The organism is Halomonas sp. 18071143, assembly GCF_019211725.1.
GTDB lineage: Bacteria > Pseudomonadota > Gammaproteobacteria > Pseudomonadales > Halomonadaceae > Vreelandella > Vreelandella stevensii.
In genome coordinates this window covers 3,388,034-3,408,245 of the sequence record NZ_CP078120.1, presented here as the reverse complement: position 1 = coordinate 3,408,245, position 20,212 = coordinate 3,388,034, and the positions used below count along the sequence as shown (strand labels likewise).

Annotated in this window: 18 protein-coding genes; 8 read left to right on the top strand and 10 right to left on the bottom strand. The window is 59.3% G+C overall.

Annotated features, from left to right (window positions below):
- Positions 1-4 precede the first annotated feature (4 nt).
- The gene (locus KVY02_RS16020; protein WP_218313909.1) at positions 5-1,567 is read right to left on the bottom strand and encodes a pyridoxal-phosphate dependent enzyme; all 1,563 of its coding nucleotides are present in this window, start codon (positions 1,565-1,567) and stop codon (positions 5-7) included.
- On the opposite strand from KVY02_RS16020, the gene KVY02_RS16015 reads away from it, so the two are divergent.
- From KVY02_RS16015 to KVY02_RS16005, 3 genes are all read left to right on the top strand, one after another.
- On the top strand, positions 1,552-2,550 hold the full coding sequence (locus tag KVY02_RS16015; protein WP_218313908.1) for an IS5 family transposase: 999 nt from the start codon (positions 1,552-1,554) through the stop codon (positions 2,548-2,550). The two genes, KVY02_RS16020 and KVY02_RS16015, sit on opposite strands and share 16 nt — an antisense overlap.
- Positions 2,551-2,844: 294 nt before the next feature.
- Positions 2,845-3,342 (top strand): Lrp/AsnC family transcriptional regulator, encoded by a 498-nt coding sequence (locus tag KVY02_RS16010; RefSeq protein ID WP_218313907.1) that lies wholly within the window; start codon positions 2,845-2,847, stop codon positions 3,340-3,342.
- A 47-nt stretch (positions 3,343-3,389) separates the two neighbouring features.
- Positions 3,390-4,367, top strand: coding sequence for a zinc-dependent alcohol dehydrogenase family protein (locus KVY02_RS16005; RefSeq protein WP_249273269.1), 978 nt, complete (start codon positions 3,390-3,392; stop codon positions 4,365-4,367).
- A gap of 20 nt (positions 4,368-4,387) precedes the next feature.
- On the opposite strand, the gene KVY02_RS16000 is transcribed toward KVY02_RS16005, so the two are convergent.
- The 3 genes from KVY02_RS16000 to KVY02_RS15990 all read right to left on the bottom strand — a co-directional run bounded on the left by KVY02_RS16000 (position 4,388) and on the right by KVY02_RS15990 (position 7,304).
- Positions 4,388-4,990: a DNA-3-methyladenine glycosylase I gene (locus tag KVY02_RS16000; RefSeq protein WP_081138730.1), complete on the bottom strand. Its 603-nt coding sequence runs from the start codon at positions 4,988-4,990 to the stop codon at positions 4,388-4,390.
- Positions 4,991-5,017: 27 nt separating this feature from the next.
- Positions 5,018-5,683 (bottom strand): phosphatidylcholine synthase, encoded by a 666-nt coding sequence (gene pcsA, locus KVY02_RS15995; RefSeq protein ID WP_081194835.1) that lies wholly within the window; start codon positions 5,681-5,683, stop codon positions 5,018-5,020.
- Between the two features lie 124 nt (positions 5,684-5,807).
- Positions 5,808-7,304 (bottom strand): MocR-like pyridoxine biosynthesis transcription factor PdxR, encoded by a 1,497-nt coding sequence (locus tag KVY02_RS15990; protein WP_218315113.1) that lies wholly within the window; start codon positions 7,302-7,304, stop codon positions 5,808-5,810.
- Positions 7,305-7,450: 146 nt separating this feature from the next.
- Between KVY02_RS15990 and KVY02_RS15985 the strand changes: the two genes are divergently transcribed.
- Complete coding sequence (locus KVY02_RS15985; protein WP_081138729.1) at positions 7,451-7,900, top strand: GNAT family N-acetyltransferase; 450 nt, start codon at positions 7,451-7,453, stop codon at positions 7,898-7,900.
- A gap of 44 nt (positions 7,901-7,944) precedes the next feature.
- Here the strand turns inward: KVY02_RS15985 and codA are convergent, their stop codons facing one another.
- Positions 7,945-9,198, bottom strand: coding sequence for a cytosine deaminase (gene codA, locus KVY02_RS15980; protein ID WP_218313906.1), 1,254 nt, complete (start codon positions 9,196-9,198; stop codon positions 7,945-7,947).
- A 14-nt stretch (positions 9,199-9,212) separates the two neighbouring features.
- Positions 9,213-10,478 (bottom strand): cytosine permease, encoded by a 1,266-nt coding sequence (gene codB / locus KVY02_RS15975; protein ID WP_218313905.1) that lies wholly within the window; start codon positions 10,476-10,478, stop codon positions 9,213-9,215.
- Positions 10,479-10,759: 281 nt separating this feature from the next.
- Here codB and KVY02_RS15970 point away from each other — a divergent pair, with 281 nt between their 5' ends.
- The 3 genes from KVY02_RS15970 to KVY02_RS15960 are packed head-to-tail and all read left to right on the top strand — an operon-like array spanning position 10,760 to position 14,013.
- On the top strand, positions 10,760-12,202 hold the full coding sequence (locus tag KVY02_RS15970; RefSeq protein ID WP_218313904.1) for a GGDEF domain-containing protein: 1,443 nt from the start codon (positions 10,760-10,762) through the stop codon (positions 12,200-12,202).
- A complete protein-coding gene (locus KVY02_RS15965; protein WP_256357522.1) occupies positions 12,192-13,091 on the top strand; it encodes an amino acid ABC transporter substrate-binding protein in 900 nt (299 codons plus the stop codon). The genes KVY02_RS15970 and KVY02_RS15965 overlap by 11 nt, the downstream gene beginning before the upstream one ends.
- A gap of 10 nt (positions 13,092-13,101) precedes the next feature.
- Entirely contained in the window at positions 13,102-14,013 is a 912-nt protein-coding gene (locus tag KVY02_RS15960) for an amino acid ABC transporter substrate-binding protein (RefSeq protein ID WP_256357521.1), read from the top strand.
- Here KVY02_RS15960 and KVY02_RS15955 read toward each other — a convergent pair.
- Genes KVY02_RS15955 through KVY02_RS15945 form a run of 3 tightly spaced genes read right to left on the bottom strand, consistent with a single transcriptional unit; the run spans position 14,010 to position 17,057 of the window.
- Positions 14,010-14,861: an ABC transporter ATP-binding protein gene (locus KVY02_RS15955; RefSeq protein WP_218313903.1), complete on the bottom strand. Its 852-nt coding sequence runs from the start codon at positions 14,859-14,861 to the stop codon at positions 14,010-14,012. The genes KVY02_RS15960 and KVY02_RS15955 overlap by 4 nt on opposite strands.
- Before the next feature lie 16 nt (positions 14,862-14,877).
- Positions 14,878-15,729, bottom strand: a complete 852-nt coding sequence (ntrB, locus tag KVY02_RS15950; protein WP_256357520.1) for a nitrate ABC transporter permease — start codon at positions 15,727-15,729, stop codon at positions 14,878-14,880.
- A 23-nt stretch (positions 15,730-15,752) separates the two neighbouring features.
- A complete protein-coding gene (locus KVY02_RS15945) occupies positions 15,753-17,057 on the bottom strand; it encodes a CmpA/NrtA family ABC transporter substrate-binding protein (RefSeq protein WP_218313902.1) in 1,305 nt (434 codons plus the stop codon).
- Between the two features lie 476 nt (positions 17,058-17,533).
- Between KVY02_RS15945 and KVY02_RS15940 the strand changes: the two genes are divergently transcribed.
- Positions 17,534-19,222, top strand: a complete 1,689-nt coding sequence (locus tag KVY02_RS15940; protein WP_218313901.1) for a methyl-accepting chemotaxis protein — start codon at positions 17,534-17,536, stop codon at positions 19,220-19,222.
- 112 nt (positions 19,223-19,334) lie between these two features.
- Here the strand turns inward: KVY02_RS15940 and KVY02_RS15935 are convergent, their stop codons facing one another.
- Positions 19,335-20,177 (bottom strand): ABC transporter substrate-binding protein, encoded by an 843-nt coding sequence (locus KVY02_RS15935; protein ID WP_218313900.1) that lies wholly within the window; start codon positions 20,175-20,177, stop codon positions 19,335-19,337.
- Positions 20,178-20,212 lie beyond the last annotated feature (35 nt).

Here is a 20,212-nt window from a genome sequence, read left to right as displayed (position 1 = left end):
CCTTTCAAGTATCCGAAAAGGCCGCCAGTAATGAAGCGGTCAGTATTGGCGATGGATTAGCTCCGGTCAGAATCGTGGCGATATGAGCCCCCTGAGGCCACTGGTCACGCATGGCATAGGCGGCTGCCAAGCCGAGTGCCCCTGCGGGTTCCAACAGCAGCCCCAGATGTTCCAGGCCAAGGCGCATGCCCTCTTCGATACGGGCTTCGTCCACGAGCCAAATGTCATCGACTACATCACGCATATCCTCCAGTGCCTCGGTAATAGGAGCGCGAACCGCCACGCCATCGGCTATGGTGTCCACGCGATCATTAGTGACGAGCGTACCGCGCCGCCAGCTTTGCCAGGTGGCATCCGCGCCTTGAGGGCAGATGCCGATGACTCGGGTAGCGGGGGAAGAGGCTTTGAACCAGCGGCCTACGCCATTGATAAGCGCGCCATTACCAAGGGGCACCAGCAGCGTATCGAAGGTGTCACCGTTTGCGAGCATTTCGACCGCAATCGTACCTGCGCCTTCGGTAATAGCGGCTTGTCGGCCATCTTCTACAAACAGGCTACCATTCTGTTTAGCAAAGCGAGCCGCTGCCTGCTTGGCTTGATCAAAATCAGCTCCCATGCAAATAACCTTCGCGCCTAGTGCGCAGATACCTGCAACTTTAAGTGGGTTAGCATTGTCAGCGACAAAGACGCTAAGGGGCAGCCCATGTTGCTTGCAAGCATGCGCCATGGCTAGCCCCCAGTTCCCTGCACTGGCGCAAACCAGCGGGGCAGGTTGTTCTTGCTGAACATGGTGGGAGACAAAATGGTCGGCACCGCGCCCTTTGAAGTTGCGCAGGGGGTTGAGCGTTTCGACCTTCACTGTCATGGCGACGCCTAACGCAGCATCGAGTGAGGGCGAACGATACTGCGGGGTTGCCAGGAAGGTAGGGGTGATGCATCTGGCAGCAGCGGCAATATGCTCCAGCTTGATGCGGTGTTCGCTGCGTTGAGGGGCAATTAGCTCGGCGTGGCGAGTGATCGGCTGTAAATCTTCCGGATGCTCTATACGATCCACCATGAGCAGGCCATCAAGGTGGTCTACCTCGTGCTGGATCAGTTCAGCCAATGACGCTGAAAGGTGATGCCAGTGGCAGGTTTTGCCGTTTTCGTTTTGGTACGTCAGGCTGATACTGGCGTGGCGCCTGACATTGGCAATATGGCCGGGCACGCTCATGCAGTCGTCCCAAACTGGCCGAGTCTCTTCACTTCGCCAGACAATGAGTGGATTGATCAAGGTAAAGGGGCGGCCGCCCAATTGAACTGCCACGATATGTAACGGCTCGCCTATTTGCGGGGCAGAGAGGGCACGGCCGAAACCGTTTCGCGCTTTGAAATCGGCAAGTGTGGCATGTAGTTCGGAAATTACCTTTGCTATATCGGAGGTGATTTCTTCTACTGGCTGTGAAACGGCTCTTAAGGAAACGCTGCATAAATCCCGTCGGAGCTGCCTCATAGCCACCGACGAGGTAAAATCTGACCTGTCGTCCAACACCCGCTGACAGAGCCACTCCGATGAAACAGATCTCATTCGCCCAGGCTGAGCACCAGAACAAGAAGAAGGTCACCCGCCGCGAGCGGTTTCTTGCCAGGATGGAGAAGCTGGTGCCGTGGCAACGGCTGATCGCAGCACTGTCGCCGTCCTACTTCCCGAATTCAGCGGGCAAGCGAGGCCGGCCACCCATTGGCCTGGAGCGCATGCTGCGCATCTACTTTCTGCAGCAGTGGTATGCCCTGGCCGATGAAGCGCTGGAGGATGCCATCTACGACAGCCAGGCGATGCGTGACTTCATCGGTATCGATCTGGCCATTGAGAGTGTGCCGGACGCGACCACGCTGCTGCGCTTCCGTCACCTGCTGGAGCAGCATGCCCTGACCCAGCGGATCTTCGAGGAAATCAACGCCCACCTGGCCGAGCAGGGCCTGTTCATGCGCGAGGGCACCATCGTCGACGCCACCATTGTGGCGGCGGCCCCCTCCACCAGGAACAAGGCCAGGCAGCGCGATCCGGAGATGAAGCAGACCCGGAAGGGCAAGCAGTATTACTTCGGTATGAAGGCCCATATCGGTGTCGATGCGGTCACCGGACTGACCCACAGTGTCGCCGCCACGTCGGCCAACGTCGCCGATGTCACCATGGCCGGCGCTCTGGTCCGGGAGGATGACAAGCGGGTATACGGCGACGCGGGCTACACCGGCATGTGGAAGTACCTGGACGAAGAGAAGGATGCCCCGGACTCCCGCTGCTGTGTCGCCGCCAAACGCGGCCCCATCAAGAAGATGGAAGACAGTCCCATGAAAGCGCTGCTGCTGGCGATCGAGAAGGCCAAGGCCAGCATCCGCGCCAAGGTCGAGCACCCGTTTCATGTCATCAAGAACCTCTTCGGCTACCGGAAGGTGCGCTACAAGGGGCTGGCCAGGAACCAGGCGCAGCTGTTCACCCTGTTCGCCCTCGGCAATTTGGTGCTGGCTGGACGATGCCAGGGGCATGCTGACGGGGCCAGTGTGTCTTGAATCTGGCCTGGCAGCTGGATAACCAGGCTGCCAGGGTAAAAAGGCCACCTTCCGTGGCCAGAAAGTGACCGTTGACGCGGTGAATATGCCGCCCAGAGTGCTTTAGCCGCTCAGAGACGAATTGATCAGCGGTTCCTTAAGCGTGGGTCGCCTTCGGTCAGGATCGTGCGTATTTGGTTCATGGTGTTGTCTCTGCCTGTATGGTTAAGTCTTTGCTTGCGCTGCGTTAGCTTAACGGGCAAGACCTTTTTACTGGCCGCATATACTGGCGGGCCATTGCGGGGAGACTGCATAATGAGTGACCAAACTGCGGGCGAGCGGCCCACAGAGCAACTGGGTGATCTTGATCGTCGGATTTTGGCTATTTACCAGCACGATACGCGCGTGACGGGGGAGAGTATCGGGCAAGCGGTTGGCTTGTCGGCGGCGGCTGTTCAGCGGCGGCTCAAGCGGCTAAGAGCGCGGGGTGTTATTGTCCAGGAGGCGGCGCGTTTAGATGCCAAAGCACTCGGCTGGCCAACTACCTGCATTGTCGGTGTCGATCTCGAGTATGAACGCAACCAACATGTCGATGAGTTTAAGCAGCGGATGCGAGAGCACCCCAATGTGCAGCAGTGTTATTACGTCACAGGGAGCATGGACTTCGTGCTGATCGTAGTGACCCGTACGCTGCAGGAGTACGAAGATTTTACCCGCGAAGCACTGATGGAACACCCCAATGTGCGTTCGTTCACAACGATGGTTGCCATGGACGCGGTCAAGTCGGGATACGCATTGCCTTTAAGTGACTGAGCCTCTGAGTATTATGCTCTTTCAGCCGGATGAAGAGTACTTCATCTGTGCCCCTCATCCACGAGGTACTTATGCATCGCCATGCTCTCACCTACCGGACCTTCGGTAATCCACTTGAAACATTGAACATGGAAACGGCTGAGATGCCTGAACTGAGCGCGAATAAGCTCAGGGTCAGTATGCTGTGTGCTCCCGTGAATCCCTCTGACCTGATTCCCATCCACGGAGCGTACTCGCATCGCATAGCACTGCCCGCCGTTGCGGGCTACGAAGGCGTAGGGCGCGTGATGGAGGCACCTCAAGCGTATGCTTCGCTGATCGGAAAACGTGTGCTTCCACTACGCGGTGAAGGCACTTGGCAGACGCTTGTGGATTGTGACTCTGCGCTTGCCGTGCCTGTCCCGGATGACATTCCTGATGCTGTGGCTGCACGGGCCTACATCAATCCCCTGGCAGCCTTGACGATGCTGGAAATGTGGCCTGTCAGGGGCAAGCGTGTGCTGCTCACTGGCGCGGGTTCGAATTGCGCGGAATACCTAGGAACATGGGCCTACCAGCATGGGGCTCGTGAAGTCATTGGGGTATACCGCTCCGAGAGCCGAGCCGCCCGCCTCGAACAGCTGGGTATTCGGCCCCTATCCCTTCAGGATACGTCGCAGATCACCCATGTGGCGCGCGTGTCCGATGTGGTCTTTGACGCCTTGGGCGGTCCAGTAGCCTCGAACATTCTGCAGTCAATGGCGCCTGGTGCGATGTTTATCGCCTATGGGTTATTGACGGGGCAGGCTGCTCAATTGGATGGCAAACCTCGCGCTCATTACGGAAGGTTTCATCTGCGCGATAGCTTGGCCAGGATGCCTGCAGACACCTGGCAGCATCAGTTCCTGGCCATCTGGAAGCTGCTGAGCCAGCTAGAGATGCCGAATTATCGCGTGTTTGCATGGCAGGATTGGCAGCGAGCGGTCGAGGCGGTGCTGCAGCCACAGAGCCAGAAAAGCCTATTGGACTTTACTCGCCTGGCGTAGGCGATGATGACCGTAGAAAATCAGCCCGGGCGCTGAAACTGCCTGCGCGCCTGTTCCACCTGTTCGCGTGTGATGCAGTGGAGCGAGTGGTCGTTGAGCAGCCCCATGGCCTGCATAAAGGCGAACGCCGTGGTGGGGCCGAAGAATTTCCAGCCGCGTTTTTTCAGCTCCTTCGCCATGGCGATGGATTCTGGCGAGGTGGTCTGCGATTGGGGGGCCACGGTGTCGCTGGGCTCATAGCGCCAGAAGAACGCCGCCAGCGACCCTTCCTGCTCGACCATCTCCTGGGCGCGCTGGGCGTTATTGATGGTGGCTTCGATTTTGCCACGATGACGAATGATGCCCGCGTCTTGCAGTAAGCGCTCCACGTCCTGTTCGCCAAAGTGGGCTACCTGATGAAAATCGAAGCGGTGAAAAGCGGCGCGAAAGTTGTCGCGCTTATTGAGGATCGTGCGCCAGCTGAGCCCCGACTGAAAGCTTTCCAAACAAAGTTTTTCGAACAGGCGCTGGTCGTTATCGACCGGAAACCCCCACTCCTGGTCGTGGTACGGCAGGAATTCTGGCGCTCCTGCGCACCACTGGCAGCGGGGTTGCCCATCCGGGGCGATAAAGCCGTTCGTCATCCGTCGTGTACCGTGGTGGTCAGAGGATCAGGCAAACCATTCCCGAGCGGTGCGCCACAGGCACATGCCGGTGAAGTAGACCGATGTCAGCATCCAGCCCCACAAGGCCCAGGAGGCATGGGTGGGGTGCGAGAGAATCAGCGAAGTCGTGCACACACACCACACCAGCGTGACCGTGATGTTCAGCGGCATGAATTGCCGTACCCGGAAAGGGTGCAGAAACTTCATGCGGGTGACGGTGAGGGCCGCCATGAGCAGAATGATCGCGAAGGTGACAAATGGCGGAAAATCAAGAATGTAGAAGTAGGCGGCGATGATGTTCCAGGCAGCAGGAAAACCGACAAAGTAGTTGTCCTGGCTTTTCATGTTCACGTTGCAAAAGCAGAACATGGAGGAGAGCAGGATGATGAAGACCGAGAGCAGTTCGAAGTGGGTGGGCAGCTCGACGAAAAAATAGATGAACAGCGCCGGGATGAATGCCCAGGTGAGATAGTCGATCACCATATCCAGCGTGGAGCCATCGAAGTGGGGCAGAATGGTCTTCACTTCATACTTGCGCGCCAGGGTGCCGTCCAGGCCGTCTACCATCATGGCGGCGCCTAGCCACAGCAGGCAGGCCACGGGGTTGTTATCGATCAGCGCCAACAGCGCCATGGTGCCCAGCAAGACACCGCTGGCAGTGAAGACATGCACGCTCCAGGCCTTGTAGACCGAGGCGCGCGATTCTGTGTGTGAAGAGAGCAATTGAGCCACCTTGACCCCATGGGGAACGGCCGTTCCCTTTCTATCAGGTTTATAAATGAGCGTATAAAGAACGCTACACTACTACAAGAGTGCCCCCCTGGAATACGTTGGTCTTGTGACCATCGCGGGAAAGTGGCGTGTCGGGAGTGCGGGTTTGATGGGCCAGATACGCGTTGCTCAGCCACTCTCCTGCCCAGGCCAGGGTCTGTTCGTTGGCACTGGCATAGCCAAGCACCAAACCGAACCGCTTGTTGGCGGAAAGGTAGTAATGTGACAGTGGCGACAGTGTAATGCCCGCCTGGGCAGCATGACTGACCAGCGCCGTTTCCTCCTCGATACTGCTCAGCTCGGCCAGCAAGTGCATGCCAGCATGCCCCTCCGATAACCGTAAACCTGCCGCAACGGCGGGGGCCAGGGCGGCGCGTAAACAGCGTTGGCGGTGACGGTAGGCCGTCCGCATGCGGGTGATGTGGCGGGTGAAGTGGCCACTGGCCATGAAGGCGGTCAGTGCCGACTGGAGTGGGTAGTGACCCTCTCGATGTAAACGGGCCTGGGCCCGGCACACATCGGGAGCGAGTTCAGGCGGGGCGACCAGATAGCCCAGACGCAAACCGGGATACAGGACTTTGCTGAACGTGCCCACATAAATGACCGGCGCCTGTTCGGTCAGCCCCTGGAGTGATGGGAGCGGTGGGGTGTCATAGCGAAACTCACTGTCGTAATCGTCTTCGATGATCCATCCGCCGCAGCGTTCGGCGACGTCCAGCAGTGCCAACCGACGAGTGACGGGCATGGTCACGCCGGTGGGGTATTGATGGGAGGGGGTGGTATAGATCAGTCGAGGGGCGGGAGCACTTTTTTCGCCCAGAGCCGGGTCGAGCCCGTCGGCATCAACAGGAACGGGTGTGACATCGAGCCCAGCTGCCAGAAAGCAGGCTTTGGCACCGCCGTAGCCAGGCTCTTCCATCCAGACCGCGTCGTCAGGGTCGGTCAGTAGCTGGGTGATCAGCTCGAAGGCTTGCTGTGCCCCTTGAGTGATGATGACCTGTTCAGGCTGGCAGCGTACCGCCCGAGAGAGCCTCAGGTAGTCGCTGATCGCCACTTTCAATGCTGCCAGCCCGCCGCCGGTCTGATAATCCATCCACGCCACATCGGCGTTGCGCTGATGCTGGCGCACAAGCCGTTGCCACTGCGCTTCAGGAAACAGGTCCAGGGCGGGTACGCCGGGTGAGAACGCTCGGTAGCCGTTGCTGAGCGTCTTGCTCAGCGCCAATAGGGTGCGCCCTCGGGAAGAGTAGTGAACGGCCTTTGGAGGCGGTGCGGTCTCGGTATCCAGCACGCGAGGCAACTGCGCTACGTAAAGCCCCGCCCCTTGGCGTGCCACCAGCAGCCCCTCGGCCAGCAGCCTGTCCGTTGCCGCGAGGACGGTATTGCGGCTGACGCCCAGCGCATCCGACATGTGACGTGACGAAGGCAGCCGCTGGCCAGCCGTAAGTTTACCCTGGCGTACCCACTCCTTGAGCGGATGGTATAGCCGCTGACTGAGCGATCGCGTTGCGTGTTGATGCATGCGCAAGGCCAATGCGTCGATGATCCAGTCACTGTCGCTGGCGCTCTGTTTCACTGGTTCTCCTGAAAGGGTGCAAAGTGGCTCTTTTTAAGGAACCACTATAGCGGCAGACTGGGGCATTACTCCATGACTATCGAGGCAATGACATGACCCAGATTCGTCCAGCGGTGTTTGATGACCTGGCTCCCTTGAGTGAGCTGCTCGATGGCTATCGCCAATTTTACCAACAGCCCAGCGACTTGCCGGCTGCACGGAGGTTTCTCGAATTGCGGATGGGGTTGGGCGACTCCTACATTCTCGTCAGTGAGGCGAGCGATGGCTCACTGACGGGGTTCGTGCAGCTCTATCCGGGTGTTTCCACCGTGGGGCTGAATGCTCGGTGGACGCTCAATGACCTCTTCGTGCAGCCAGCGTCGCGCACGCAAGGCACCGGCAGAGCGTTGATGGAAGCCGCCGCCAGGCTGGCCCAGGAGCATGGAGTCGCACGTTTGATCCTCATGACTCAGGTAGAGAATCAGCGCGCCCAGGCGCTTTACGAGTCACTGGGCTGGCAGCGCAATACGGCGTTTTATGGCTATTTGCTCGACATAAAATAAACGTTTTTACACGGCCATTTAGTGGATGGTTTTTGCCGCAAGCCCTAACCAAGCCACGGTGGCGTCACGATGCGTGCGGGCTCCCGCTGCATGATGATGTCACCGTGGCGGACGGAGAGCAGTACGTCACCCTGGTTGCGTAGCACGCTGTAGTCGTCTTCTCCATCCAGCAGGTTGAAGCTGGCGGGTTTGCCCACCTCGATACCGTAACGCGCCTCGATGTTGAGCGTGCGGGCGCTGTTGTCGGTGATCAGCGACAGCGCCTGGCTGAAGTCCTGATAGCCCATCATCTGGCAGATATGCAGGCCAAAATCCAGCGTTCGCAGCAGCTTGCCGTTGCCCAGCGAGTACCAGGGGTCGAAGATGGAGTCTTCGGCAAAACAGACGTTGATACCGGCTTCGTTGAGTTCCTTGACGCGTGTCACGCCGCGCCGTTTGGGATAGGTGTCGAAGCGCCCTTGCAGGTGGATGCTTTCGGTGGGGCAGGAAATGAAGTTGATGCCCGAACGCTTGAGCAGCAGAAACAGTTTCGAACAGTAGGCGTTGTCGTAGGAGTGCATGGCGGTGGTGTGGCTGGCGGTCACGCGGCTGCCCAGCTCATGAAACAGTGCCTCACAGGCGAGCACTTCGAGAAACCGCGAGTTGGGATCATCGATTTCGTCGCAGTGCACGTCCACCAGGCGGTCGTACTTGATGGCCAGCTCGATGACGCGCTTCATGGACGCCACGCCCAACTCTCGCGTGTACTCGAAGTGAGGAATGCCGCCTACCACATCGGCGCCAAACTCCAGCGCCTCTTCCATGAGCTTGTCGCCGCCGGGGAATGAAAGCAGGCCATCCTGTGGAAAGGCCACCACCTGAATGTCGATTTTGTCCTTCAGCTCGTCTCGCAGTGTGCAAAGGGTTTTCAGGCCTACCAGGCTGGGGTCGCTGGTGTCGGCATGGGTGCGCACGAACTGCACGCCGTTGCCGATCAACAGGTTGAGGGTCTTCAGTACGCGCTCCCGAATGTCCGCCTCGTCGAGCAACGGCTTACGCTCTCCCCAGCGTTCGATGCCCTCGAACAGCGTGCCGCTCTGGTTCCAGTGAGGCTCGCCAGCGGTCAGGGCCGCATCCAGGTGGATATGCGGCTCGATAAACGGCGCACACAGCAGTTTGCCGCCGGCATCCCTCTGGCCTTCGCCTGCCGTTTGCGGCGCATCCTGAGCGGTGATTGCGGTGAAGACGCCGTTCTCGATATCCAGCCGATAAAGCCCAGGGTGCTGGCGAAGGCGGGCATTGATGATCTGCATGTTCATAAACAGGTGCTCACTTATTGTTTGGCCGTCGATGGGAAGCTATCACCCAGCGTAGCGTGCTTCAGACGTAGCAGTACGGCGTAGCTGCCTGCCGCGACTGCGACACCCACCAGCGGCGGTAGTAACGGAGAAAAATAGGCAGCCCCGGCACCAATGGCATAGGCGGCGAGGCCGCGCCGATTGAAATCGGGTAGCTGCGCAGAGGCCAAAGCAGGGTAGCGGCCTCGGTGCCTGAGCCAAAAATCAGCCATGATCACCCCGCCCATGGGAGGGATAAACGTGCCGAGCAGCACCAGAAATGGAATGAGCAGGTTGTACATGCCACCTACCGCCAGCATGGTACCAATGGCGGCGCCGCTGACGGTGACCATGCGGCGCTTTTCGGTGCGCAGCAAGTTGCATCCCGCCACGGCGAAGTTGTAAATCGTGTTGTCCTGGGTCGTCCATATGTTCAGGAACAGCATCAATACCGCGAGGGAGAGAAAGCCTTGGGCAATGAGAACATCGACGATATCTGCCTGCTGGTAAATCATCGTGCCCAAGGCACCGGTCAGCACCATCAATCCATTGCCAATGAAAAAAGCGGCCAGCGTTGCGATCACCGCAACTTTCGGCGTCCTGGCAAAGCGACTCCAGTTGGTCGCCTGGGTGCCACCGCTGATGAAGGTACCGATAATCACGGTGATCGCCGCTGCGACACTCATACTTTCCGTTGGCGTTTGCTGGCTTAATCCTGCAAAGCCGCGCACATCGACCAGCCCGGTGAACAGGCTGACCAGGATGAAGAGCATCATGGCGGGTACGGCGAAGCGCGATAGCCAGTCCATGCCTCGATAGCCGATCATGGCGGTCACGCAGAATCCAAAGCCAAACAGCACCATCAAGGGGATTTCCAGCCATTCAGGCATCCCCGTGGTGCGTACCAGTACCAGAGCTATCGTGGCGGTTCCCCAGGCGTACCAGCCAATCTGCGTGAAGCCGAGGAAGATGTCAGAGAGTTTGCTGCCTTTTTCGCCGAAGCAGAACCGTCCCATCAGGACGGCATTCAGGCCGCTCTGGCAGGCGATATAAGCCAGCGTTGCTGCGTAGATACCCAGTAGCAGGTTGCCTGCCACGATAATCCACAGTAACTGGCCAATCGGGAAGGCTTGGCCCAGGGAGCCACCCGCCCACATGGTGGCGGTGAAAAAGGTAAAGCCAAGCAGTACCGCTGAGGTAGAGAGTAGCCCTTTCCGAGCCTGGAGGGGTACTTCGCTAAGTGGGTAGTCTGAATGGTGCATCTTTTTCCCCTTCGATACGTTGTCGCGTGTCATGGTCAAGAAAGATGCAGCAAGCCGCATGCCAATCAGGCGTGGTCAGGTAACAAGAAACGTTTAAATTTTTAGCTACTCGTGCGCGTCTTTAATGGTAGTTTGCGAAAAGAAGACAGGAATAACGAGCGCGCACGCGCACCACAAGGTAACGAGCGCTCTGCATGGCGTGGCGCTAACGTGCCATTGACAGGATCGATGATCAGCAATGGGCGATGTGGCAAGACGTGGCTGAGGGGGAGTCGGCCAATATGAAACCATCAAGCTCGGAAGAGCCACCGTCGCCAGCCGTCCGGTTGCCCTGGTACCGGACGCTGGTCGGTAAAGTGGCGGTATTCATGGTGCTGGGGGTAGTCTTTGCCTACTCTATGGGGGCCTTGCTGGGCTTTGCCATCGTGGAGCGCAGTGCACGCGAACAGTGGGCCCGGGAAGCGCTGGTCAATGCCCAGATCGTGAGCGCCACGATTCGGCGGATCTACACGAATGTCGCGGTACGCACGGACCTCTCAGGCCAAGTGACGCACCTGGTGTCCGAACAGCCCATTGGGGATGAAGACTCGGTGCTCAGCACGGGGTTCAGCCCCGTGGATGTGTTGGCGCTGGCGAGTGCGCAAACGCGCCACAACGTCTGGCTGTTTTCACGTTTGCCAGATGGCGGCTTCGCCATGGTCGCCGATGCCCACCACGGTGAAGAGACCACGCTCGAACTCCCCCACGTCCCAGAGCTGCCGCTGGCTGCTTCTGGCAGTGAGCTGTACGTGGGCTTTGCCCGGCTTGGCAAGCAGGAGCACTTCATCAGCGCATTGCCCATTGTGTCTCCTCAGGGGGAGTTATGGGGGGTGTCGGTTGCCACCATTGGCACCAAGGCGACGCTGTACCAGATGCACCGCGAGCTACTGCTGAAAGTCGTCGCCTCACTGGGCGTCGTGCTGTTGGCCACGGCCTTGCTGTTGAGCCTGCTGATGCATCAGCTGTTCAAGCCCGTGCCGCGTCTGATCAAGGCGTTGACGCATATTTCTCATAATCGAACCGAGCAGACAACGCCCTACACACAGCGCCAGGATGAGATTGGCTGTATGGCCCAGGCCATTGAAGCGTTACGCAAAAAAGTCGTCGAGCGCGAGCTGCTGCTGGAGGTCAAGGAGGAGGCGCTCAAGTTCCAGCACCTGGCGCACCACGATGCGCTGACCAAGCTGCCTAACCGTGTTCAGTTCAACGAGGCCTTGCAGGTCGCCGTCGCGCAGCTGTCGGGAGGCGAGCGCTTCAATGTGATGATTTTTGACCTGGATCGCTTCAAGGCCGTCAACGATACGTTAGGGCATGCCGCCGGGGATGAACTGCTGGTCCAGGCCAGCCGACGGGTACAGCGGCTGTTGGCCGAGCGTGAGCTGGTGGCGCGCCTGGGGGGCGATGAGTTCGCGATTCTCCAGCCTGTTCATCACCATGCGCTGGACGAAGCCAGTGTGCGGGCAGGGCGGCTGGTCGCTGCGCTGCGCGAACCCTTTGACCTGCAGGGAGAGCGCGTCCAGATCGGTGTCAGCATCGGGATTGCCCTGGCCCCACGGGATGGCGAAAGCAGCCATACGCTGTTGCGCAGTGCCGATGTGGCGCTTTACGCCGCCAAGGCCATGGGTCGAGGGCGTTATCAGGTGTTCAGTAGCGGCATGACCATGGGAGCCAGCCATGACGTGTAGCGTGATTGGGCGGTATATCGCGTTGATGGGCTTGCTGCTGCTGGCCATGGGCACGGCCAGCGCCCAGACAGGTCCGACGCTTGCGCGCATTCAGCAGGATCACACCATTCTGATTGGGCACCGAGAACACGAGGAGCCGTTCTCCTACGTGGTGGAAGGGCGGCCCATCGGCTACTCCATCGATATTTGCCAAGCAGTGGTCGACAGCATCAGCGCTCGGCTGGGTGGGCCTGCGCTGGCAGTCACCTTCGTGCCGGTGACGCCCGCCAACCGCTTCATCCTGCTGAGCAAGGGCGATATCGACCTTGAGTGTGGTGTGACGACCAATACCGCAGAGCGGCGTCGGCAGGCAGCATTTTCCTACCCCCATTACTTCAGTACTACCCGCTATGTGTCGCTGGCGAAGAATGCGCTGGATCGCATCGAAGACCTGACAGGGCGCAGCGTCGTATCGACCACAGGGACGCTCAATATCGAGCAGCTCAATGCCATGAACCGGGAGCAAAGCCTCAATATCTCGGTCATGCTGAGTCGCTCCCACGACGAAGCGTTCACCATGGTAGCTGCCGAGCAGGCGTCTGCGTTCGTGATGGACGATATCTTGCTGGCGGGCCTGGTGGCGTCCGATGCCTCTCCCGAGCGCTTTCATATCTCGTCGGAAGCGCTGAGTGACCCCGAACCGTATGGCCTGATGTTGCGCCGTGACGACCCCGAATTTTTAGCCTGGGTCAATGAAGCGTTACGCGCGCTCTATCAGAGTGGCGACATGCTGGCGCTTTATGAGAAGTGGTTCTTGTCTCCCATTCCGCCCGACCAGCAGGTGGTGGGGCTGCCCATGAGCCCTCAGCTGGAGGCCGTTCTGGCACACCCGGAAGCATTCGCTGAGTAAGGAGTGAGTCATGTCACGAAGATACAGGCGCTGGTGGGTGGGGTTGATGGCCTCCTTGGGCGCCAGTGCGTTGGCGTTCGCTGCCGAGATCGACACCTTGGAACGCCTTAGGGAAACCGGCACGCTGCGAGTTGGCTATGGCGATACGGCGCCTTTTTCCTATGCGGATGATCAGGGCCGCGTGGTGGGGTATTCCATCGAGCTGTGTCAGCGGGTGGCCGAGCATTTACAGCAGCAACTGGCACTTCCCCACCTGGAGATAGAGTACGTCTTCCGTACCCCGGGTAACCGAGTTCAATTATTGAATAGCGGTGTGATCGATATCGAATGCAATGCCAGTACGAATACGGCAGAGCGCCGCCGTAGTGCGGATTTTTCGCTGAGCCACTTTTTCGTCTCCGTGCGCTATGTTGCGCTGGCCAAACATGGGTTTGCCACGCTGCAGGATCTGGCGGGGCGCAGCGTCAGTGTGGCGCGGGGAACGGTGAACGTGGGGCAGATCAATCTGGCCAACCGCGAGCAGCGTTTGAACCTGTCGGTAGTGCCGGTGGAAACGCTTCAGGAGGCTTTTGACCTGGTCACCCATGAGCGGGTGGCGGCGTTTGCCATGGATGACATTCTGCTGAGCACGATGATGGCAGAAACCGGCAACCCCGACGCCTATCGCCTGTCGGAAGAGGCGGTGACGGCGGAGGAGCCGTTGGGGCTACTGATGCGCCGAGGCGATGACGCCTTTGTCGAGCAGGTCAACCAGGCGCTGCGCCAGATCTATCAAAGTGATGAGATACTGGCGCTTTACGAGCGGTGGTTCCTGCAGCCGTTGCCCGGCAAGGGGATTACCCTGAACGTGCCGCTGAGCGAAACGCTGAAAAACCACTTTTCCAATCCCCAGGCCACCCCTCAGGCTATTTTAAGAAACTAGGCGCGGGCTTTTTTAGCCGTGGCAGTACTGGGGGCTTTCTCGCGTCGCTGGGCCAGGTGCTCTACCTTGCGCTGCTTTTCGTACAGGAAGCGCAGCACTTCCTGGCGGTAGCGGTTGTAACGAGGGTCGTCGGCCAGCGTGATACGGTTGCGGGGGCGCGGCAGGTCGATATCGAGAATTTCACCAATGCGCGCCGAGGGGCCGTTGGTCAGCATGACGATACGATCAGACAGCAGCACGGCCTCATCCACATCGTGGGTGATCATGATGACGGTGTTCCCCAGCTCGTCCTGAATGCGCATCACCTCTTCTTGCAGGTGGGCGCGTGTCAGCGCATCCAGGGCGCCAAACGGCTCATCCAGCAGCAGTACCTTGGGCTCCATGGCCAGAGCGCGGGCGATCCCTACCCGCTGCTTCATGCCGCCGGAAATCTCTGAAGGGCGTTTGTTGAGGGCATGGGACATACCGACCATGTCCAGATTCTTGAGGATCCAGGCGTGGCGTTCGGCCTTGGTCTTGCGGCGGGCAAAGGTCTTGTTCACTGCCAGCGCCACGTTCTCGTACACCGTGAGCCAGGGCAGTAACGAGTGGTTTTGGAAGACCACGCTACGGTCGGGGCCTGGCGCATTGACCTCCTTGCCATCCAGAATGACCGCGCCAGAGGTCGAGGAGGTGAGTCCGGCGATGATGTTGAGCAGGGTCGACTTGCCGCAGCCCGAATGGCCAATGATCGAGATGTACTCACCCTTGGCGACGCCCAGGTCGATCTCCTTGAGCACGTTGGTAGTGGCACCTTTGGTGGCAAAGGTCATGTCCACCTGCTCGACGCTTAAATAGTGTGAAGCCATGATCCAATCTCCTGGGTTAGCTTTGGGTGGTGCCACGGGTCACGCACTGGCCGATGAAGGCCACGATGCGATCAAGAATGAAGCCCACGATGCCCACGTAGATGAGTGCCAGCACGATGTCGCTGAGCATGGAGGCATTCCAGGCGTCCCAGATGAAAAAGCCGATGCCCACGCCGCCAATCAGCATCTCGGCGGCCACGATGGCCAGCCAGGAAAGCCCTACCCCAATGCGCAGGCCCGAAAAGATATAGGGTGCGGCGGCGGGCAGCATGATGCGGGTGAAATACTCCATGCCGTTGAGGCGAATCACTCGGGCCACGTTGCGGTAATCCTCGGGGATATTACGCACCCCCACTGAGGTGTTGATGATGATGGGCCAGATGGCGGTGATGAAGATCACGAAAATGGCCGAAGGGGTGCTGTCCTGAAACCCGGCCAGTGAAATCGGCAGCCAGGCCAGCGGAGGCACGGTGCGCAGCACCTGAAACACGGGGTCGAGGCCACGCAGGGCCCAGGTCGATTGGCCCACCAGCACGCCCAGGCTGATGCCTACCACCACTGCCAGCAGGTAGCCATAGGCCACGCGTTCCAGGCTGGCCAGAATCTGCCAGCCCATGCCCTTGTCGTTGCCGCCGTAGTCGTAGAAGGGATGAATGATCAGCTCCCAGGTATCGTTGAGCACCTGCGAGGGCGGCGGCAGCGCCGCGCCAGGATGGGAGCACAGCGCTTCCCACAGGCCGATCAGAATGGCCATCACGACCATCGGCGGCAGCACGTTCTTGACCAGGGTGTCGCGCAGGCGTAGCAGCACAGGGTGCACGCCTGGCATGGAGGTAGACAGCGTATTGGCTCTTGATGAAGTCGTCATGAGGTTCTCCCAGGCTGCCTGGCTCAGGCCAGCGCCTTGATCTCCAGGCTATCGAGGTAGGCTTGCGGGTTTTCCGGGTCGAAGACCTTGCCGTCGAACAGCGTTTCGACGCCGCGAGAGGTGGAGTCCGGAATGTCTGCCGAGGCCACGCCAAGGGCGTGAGCGGCTTCCCGCCACAGGTCTTCGCGGTTGACCTGCTCGATCAAGGCCGCGCTGTCGAAGTCCTGCGGCAAGTAGCCCCAGCGCTTGTTCTCGGTCAGGAACCACAGGTCGTGGCTCTTGAAGGGGTAGGAGGCGTGCTTGTCCCAGTAGCGCATCATGTGTGGATGGTTTTCCACGACGCGCCCGGTGCCGTAATCGAAGTTGCCCTGAATACGGTCGATGAGGTCGGCATAAGGCGCATGGATCCAGCGGCGGCGTGAGCAGATCTGGGCCATCTCCTCGTGGTTGGCCGGGTCTTCGCACCACATTTGCGCTTCCATGATGGCCATCAGCAGAGCTTTGGTGGCGTTGGGGTGGGCTTCGACGTAGTCGCTGCGCATGGCGAAGGCTTTTTCCGGGTGATCGTTCCACAGCTCGCCAGTGGTATTGGCGGTGTAGCCGATGCCCTGGTTGATCAACTGCTGGTTCCAGGGCTCGCACACGCAGAAGGTGTCCATACTGCCCACCCGCATATTGGCCACCATCTGGGCGGGGGGAATGGTTATGGTGGAAATATCGCGGTTGGGGTCGATGCCCCCGGCGGCCATCCAGTAGCGAATCCACATGTCGTGGGTGCCGCCGGGGAAGGTCATGGCGGCGCTGACTTCATTGCCTCCACTGCGCTTTTCCGCCAGGGCCTGGGCAAACTCACGGGTATCCAGCGCGACCTTGAGGTCGGCGTACTCATCGCCCACCGAGATGCACTGCCCGTTGAGATTGAGGCGCGCCAGAATGCTCATCGGCACGGGAATATTGTTGGGGGTCATGGCACCGCTGGCGATCAGGTAAGGCATGGGCGTCAGGATGTGCGCGCCATCGATCCCGTTACGCTGGGAACCCAGCACCAGATTGTCTCGGGTGGTACCCCAGGAAGACTGCTTGAGGACCTCCACATCGGTCATGCCGTGCTTGGCAAAAAATCCTTTTTCATCGGCCACGAACAGCGGCGCTGCATCCGTCAGCGCAATGAAGCCGAGTTTGGCCGACGTGGTTTCCAAAGCGCCGTTGGCAAAAGCCCAGCTCATGGGCAGGCTGCTGAGCACGGCAGAGCCTCCCACCACGGCGGCGGAGCTTTTGAGAAAGTGGCGACGTTCCGGTGAGTGGGACGAAGAGATTTTTTTGCGCATGACACGGTTCCTGCCCTTTGGAGACAAAAACGGCGCCTGCAATCAGCCCCCGTTGAGGAGCTGTTGCAGACGCCGTTGTCTGTTGATCGTCTTTTTTATCGCCGGGTCCACGTTGACCCAGTTCGCTATCCTCTTGCCTTGTGCAGCTAACATGCCAAATGGCTGAGCCGTTTTGGCGAAACATCAGCTTTTCAAAAGGTTAGTCAGAAGTAGGGTAAGGCCAGCTTGTGGTTAAAGGGAGTGGGCATGGTGCGCTGCAGCGTGGGAATGGTGCAGTTTTGGCGAAGCTGCACGAAAAAGAAGCATGGTTGTTAGCAAGTTATCTATAACGTCAAACAATGTAAACCCTATTGTCGGAATAGTGACCGCCCAACAGAATGTGGTTAACACATTAAGGCTCGGTAACGGGCATCACATTCAAGGAAAGGGATTTCTCGACTGGGCTGACTAATTTTGGTTGGCCAGCGAGGGGGAGCATGAACAAGCTACTGGCAAATATCTCGGTAAAAACAGGCCTGACCGTTGTACTGGCCATCTTCGGTTTATTGATCATGGTGGTCGCTTTTATTGGCCACCAATCGGGAAAAAGAGGAGGTGAGTCTCTTGAGGCGTTGGATGATATCGCGATGCATCAGATGTTACCGCTTGTGCGTGCTCAGCGCTCGGTGGGGTTTGCTCAACTGGCTTACATGAACGCTGTTGTATCTGCTGAGAATGGACAGCAACAGCGAACCCAGGCTTATCTGGCAGAAGCTGACGGCTTCTTGCAATCAGCCCAGCGCTACTTTGCCGAGTTCGAGGCTTCGTCCCCCCGTGACATCAATGGCGAATTGGCCGATGCCGTCATTACCGACTTTCATGCGGTCATGCAGCAAGGGCTTGTGCCGCTCGCTGCGGCGGTCACCTCTGGTAATGATGTTCAACTGGCGGGGGCACGGCAAGCTATCAGCCCTCTTAACCAGGAATTTATCTCATCGAGCATGGCGTTCAATGACTTCCTCGAGGATTACGGTGATCAATTGGTGGCCAACTATGAACGCGACATGCAAATGTTCGGTTACATCGATATCGCCGTGATCATCGTTGCGCTTTTGACCATCGTGCTGGTGCGTATGGCCATGGTGAGGTCCATCGTCAAGCCGCTGGATGAAGCCGTGGTGCACTTCGAGCGCATTGCCGAAAACGACCTGTCATCCCGCGTGGACCTGCGCGGAAGCAATGAAATCGGCAAGCTGTTCAGTGCCATGCAGCGCATGCAGAATGGCCTGTTGGCCACGATATCGACCGTGCGTGACAGCAGCGGCTCGATCTACATCGGCGCACGAGAAATTGCCGGGGGCAACGCCGATTTGTCGTCGCGCACCGAGCAGCAGGCGGCCTCCCTGCAGGAAACTGCCGCCAGCATGGAGCAGTTGACCCAAACCGTGCGGCAGAACGCTGATAACGCACGCCAGGCCAGCACGTTGGCCAACGATGCTTCGGGTAAAGCGGTAGAAGGCGGTGATGTGGTCGAGCAGGTCATCTCGACCATGCACGGGATTTCCTCGAGCTCCCAGCAGGTGGCCGATATCATCAACGTGATCGACTCGATTGCGTTCCAGACCAATATCCTGGCACTCAATGCCTCGGTCGAGGCTGCCCGGGCAGGCGAGCAGGGGCGCGGTTTCGCAGTTGTCGCCAGCGAAGTACGCAACCTGGCTAGCCGCAGCGCCGAGGCGGCCAAGGAGATCAAGCGATTGATCGATGCTTCCACGGCGCAGGTCAATGAAGGCTCTCAACTGGTAGAAAAAGCCGGTGCCACCATGCGGGAAGTCGTCGGATCGGTACGCCGAGTCACCGACATCATGGACGAAATATCGGCAGCCTCCCAAGAGCAGAGCGCGGGCATCGAGCAGGTCAATCAGGCCGTCGCTCAGATGGATGAGGTCACCCAACAGAACGCGGCGCTGGTGCAAGAGGCGTCTGCGGCGGCCAGCTCTCTGGAGGAGCAGGCCGAGCGGTTGGAGGGCGTGGTGGCGGCATTCCGCCTGGAACAGGGGGCTGAAAGTCGTCAGCCCGCGCTGGCTACCCCGCCGCCCCGCGGCGAGCTGCTGCGCCCCCAGCTTACGAGTAAGCCAAAGTCCAAAGCGACCGCCAGTGCCGAGCAGGAGTGGGAAGCGTTTTGATAGGCTGAGGTTATCTCTATGAGCCACAGAGCCCCGCCACCGTAAACCGGTGGCGGGGCTCTGTGTTTTGCATCTGTATGATTAAGCAGCAAGCCGACTTTTCAGGCAGCGCCTAGTTGAGCGCGCTGGCCACTTCCTCGATTTGCAGGGCCAGGCTCTGCAGGCCGCCGCCAGAGAGGTACCAAAGCGCAGGGGTGAGCATCACCAGTTGGGCGTCTGTGCCCGCTTCCGCCCACTGCTGGCGAAGCTGCTCGGCGTCTGCGGGCTCGTTGCCAATGGCCGCGCTGCGGTCGATCACCAGCACGATATCAGGGTCGATCTCGGCAATGGCGTCAGCGGAAAGCGGTGTAAAGGTGCGTTCGCCGCGTACTTCGGGGGTGACGCTCTCGGGCATCTCCAGAGCAACAATGCCCAATACTTCATGAACCACCGGGTGCTGATTGAGCATCAGGTTGCCGCCATTATGGGTGACCACCAGCGTCGTCGGGGCGTCCTGCAGGGCTTCCCGCTGGCGCTCGATTTCGCTATTCAGCGTCTGCAGGGCCTCTTCGGCCGCGTTTTCCACGTCCAGCTGGCTGGCCAGTTCACGCACGTTGCGCTCGACGGAGTCAAGATACGCCTCACCGGTCACGCTGGCATCGAACAGCGGGGCGATCTCGTCCAGCGCGTCGGCCCACTCTGCCTGGCGGCCGGTGTGTACGATCAGCGTTGGGTTGGCCTCTGTCAGTGCGTCCATGTCAGGGGAGCGCAGGCCGCCAATGTCGGTGTAGCTGTCGGCGGCATACTGCTCGAGGTAGTTCGGCAAGCTGGCTTTGGGCACGCCCACCACCTGCTCACTCACCCCCAGGGCGTCCAGCGTATCCAGGCTGCCTAGATCAAACGTGGCAATGCGCTGGTCGGCGCTTGCGGCGGCGCTGGCCAGCAGTAGTGCAGTGGCGATGGCGGTGACTTTCATGAGAGGCCCTTTTTTGAGGAACACAGCTTTGAGAA